This window comes from Mesorhizobium sp. M7A.F.Ca.CA.001.08.2.1 (assembly GCF_003998455.1).
GTDB classification, from domain to species: domain Bacteria; phylum Pseudomonadota; class Alphaproteobacteria; order Rhizobiales; family Rhizobiaceae; genus Mesorhizobium; species Mesorhizobium ciceri.
Genome location: NZ_RZPW01000964.1, coordinates 1 through 1,983 on the forward strand (window position 1 = coordinate 1; position 1,983 = coordinate 1,983).

General features: G+C 58.6%; 3 protein-coding genes and 1 pseudogene. 1 reads left to right on the top strand and 3 read right to left on the bottom strand.

The window, feature by feature from the left end; genetic code table 11:
• The 3 genes and pseudogenes from EN914_RS39585 to EN914_RS33560 form a co-directional block, all read right to left on the bottom strand.
• Window positions 1–94, bottom strand: a pseudogene (locus EN914_RS39585) (Flp pilus assembly protein CpaB); the annotation flags it as partial.
• 214 nt (window positions 95–308) lie between these two features.
• Entirely contained in the window at window positions 309–827 is a 519-nt protein-coding gene (locus EN914_RS33555) for a prepilin peptidase (RefSeq protein ID WP_024503190.1), read from the bottom strand.
• A 172-nt stretch (window positions 828–999) separates the two neighbouring features.
• Window positions 1,000–1,182: a Flp family type IVb pilin gene (locus EN914_RS33560; protein WP_024503191.1), complete on the bottom strand. Its 183-nt coding sequence runs from the start codon at window positions 1,180–1,182 to the stop codon at window positions 1,000–1,002.
• Between the two features lie 334 nt (window positions 1,183–1,516).
• On the opposite strand from EN914_RS33560, the gene EN914_RS33565 reads away from it, so the two are divergent.
• The gene (locus tag EN914_RS33565) at window positions 1,517–1,939 is read left to right on the top strand and encodes a pilus assembly protein N-terminal domain-containing protein (protein WP_013533687.1); all 423 of its coding nucleotides are present in this window, start codon (window positions 1,517–1,519) and stop codon (window positions 1,937–1,939) included.
• Window positions 1,940–1,983: the final 44 nt, after the last annotated feature.

Below are 1,983 nucleotides of genomic sequence, written 5' to 3' on the forward strand. Positions count from 1 at the left end.
GGGGGGGGGGTCCCACCATTTTCTCCGCGACATAGCCAGCGCCACCCGCCGCAGCCACCGCCACGCTCAGAATTATCAATCGCGATGCTGGCATTTGTTCGAACCCTTGCCCCTGGCAAACCACGTAGCCAAGCCGGACTTTGCAGCGGCAATCGTCAAAACAAGGTTAATGTAATGCTTACGATCGTGATTAATTTAAGGTTTACATAAATTAACCGGAATGTGGCCTGACCGGCCAAAATGGCCGGGCCAGCCCTGTTGAGAACGGGGTTTCGGCAATGCTTACAGACAAAAAAATAAAATCGCGCTCAGGCCGCCAACCTGGCAAGCGCCCATGCCATCAATGGCGAATCCGGATAGGTCAGCAAGCCGCCAAGGCCGAGCGCGACACCGTAGGGAACACCTTTTGCCTCATCGGCGAAATGGCGCAGAAACGGATTTTGGCCGGTAACGGCCGCAAGCAGCGACTTCCGGTAGAGGATGATCGCCAGCGTCAGCAGGCCGCCGATGATAGTCGAGGCGACAAGATACTCCACGAGATTGACATTGAGGCCCATCCACATCGCGGTGGCGGCCAGAAGCTTGGCGTCGCCGCCGCCCATGCCGCCCATCGCAAACAGGCCGAACGTCACGGCCAGGACCAGGGCGCCGGCGGCGAAATGTCCGCCATAGGCCGCCCAGTCCATGCCTGTCAGGGGCGCGACCAGCGCAAAAACGGCGACAAGCAGCACCGGCACGCGATTGGCGATCGTCATCGACAGCATGTCGGAGATCGCGGCAAACAGCATGCAGAACGGAAAAACGACCAAGATCAGGGCTTCAAGCATTGGCGCTATGCCTATTGTCCGATTCCACAGGGCTCAATCTAAGTATGTTCGATTAACGATTGATGAGGCCAGGAGCGAAAAGACGACCTATATTGACTGCGGCATAGAAAAAGGGCCGCCACGCGGCGGCCCTTTTCCAGAAACGCAATCTAAGTGCTCGGCGATAAGCCGATCAGCTGCCGCTCGGCGCGGAGTTCAGGGTGCTGGCGATGTTGGTGAACTTGCCGTTGAGGGCATTACCGAGCGTGCCGGCGCCAGTGATGATGGCGAGCGCGATGAGAGCGGCGATCAGACCATATTCGATAGCGGTCGCGCCGGATTCGTCCTTCACAAAACGTGCGATGAGATTAGACATTCGAGAGCTCCTACTCCACGTGTTACAGCACTTCCGTCAACTTCTGTGATGGTTGATCGGATACTGCCAATCTAAGGAGAAGCTCTTTCGATCGGCTTAAGAAACAGCCTTACCGATTCCTTTCCCGGTTGGAACATATTGCGTGGTTAACTTCGGGCTAAAGTACCGCCGCGCCTTCCAGTCCCGGGTTTGGCAGGCTTGCGCCCCGACCGGACCGCGCCTCGCGGGCGCCCTTGCCGGCCATTCGCACGATTGGCAACATCGTATGCTTAACCGTTGGTTCACCAATCTCGTTCATGTTCCGTTGATCAGTCCGCCTGCGTGGAGCGCCTCAATGGCCCAGCCGAGATCGTCAATCCTGATTGCCGCGCTTCTTGCCGTCTCGAGCTTCGTCGCTCCCGCCATGGCCGGCGCCGGCATCGAGGTCACGATGAACCAGGCCAAGATCGTCAAATTGTCGCGTCCCGCAGACACCATCGTGGTCGGCAACCCGGCAATCGCCGACGCTTCGGTACAGGACGCTTCGACGATCGTGCTCACCGGCAAAGGCTTCGGCGTCACCAATCTGGTCGTACTCGATACCGACGGCAGTCCCATCGTCGACGAGCAGGTTACCGTCGTGCGGCAGGCCGCTTCGTCGGTGCGCATCTATCGGCGTGCCGAAATCCAGACGATGTCCTGCACGCCCTATTGCGAAAGCTCCTACAAGAGCGAAGCGGAGAAGTCTTCCGAAGCGGAGATGAGCGTCAGCCGATAGGTGGCGTGACCGGCTGCCGTTCCGGTTATCGGCTGGTTAAGAGG

Coding starts and splice junctions, on each gene's coding strand:
- EN914_RS33555 (WP_024503190.1), bottom strand. CDS start 827: ATGCTTGAAGCCCTGATCTTGGTCGTTTTTCCGTTCTGCATGCTGTTT.
- EN914_RS33560 (WP_024503191.1), bottom strand. CDS start 1,182: ATGTCTAATCTCATCGCACGTTTTGTGAAGGACGAATCCGGCGCGACC.
- EN914_RS33565 (WP_013533687.1), top strand. CDS start 1,517: ATGGCCCAGCCGAGATCGTCAATCCTGATTGCCGCGCTTCTTGCCGTC.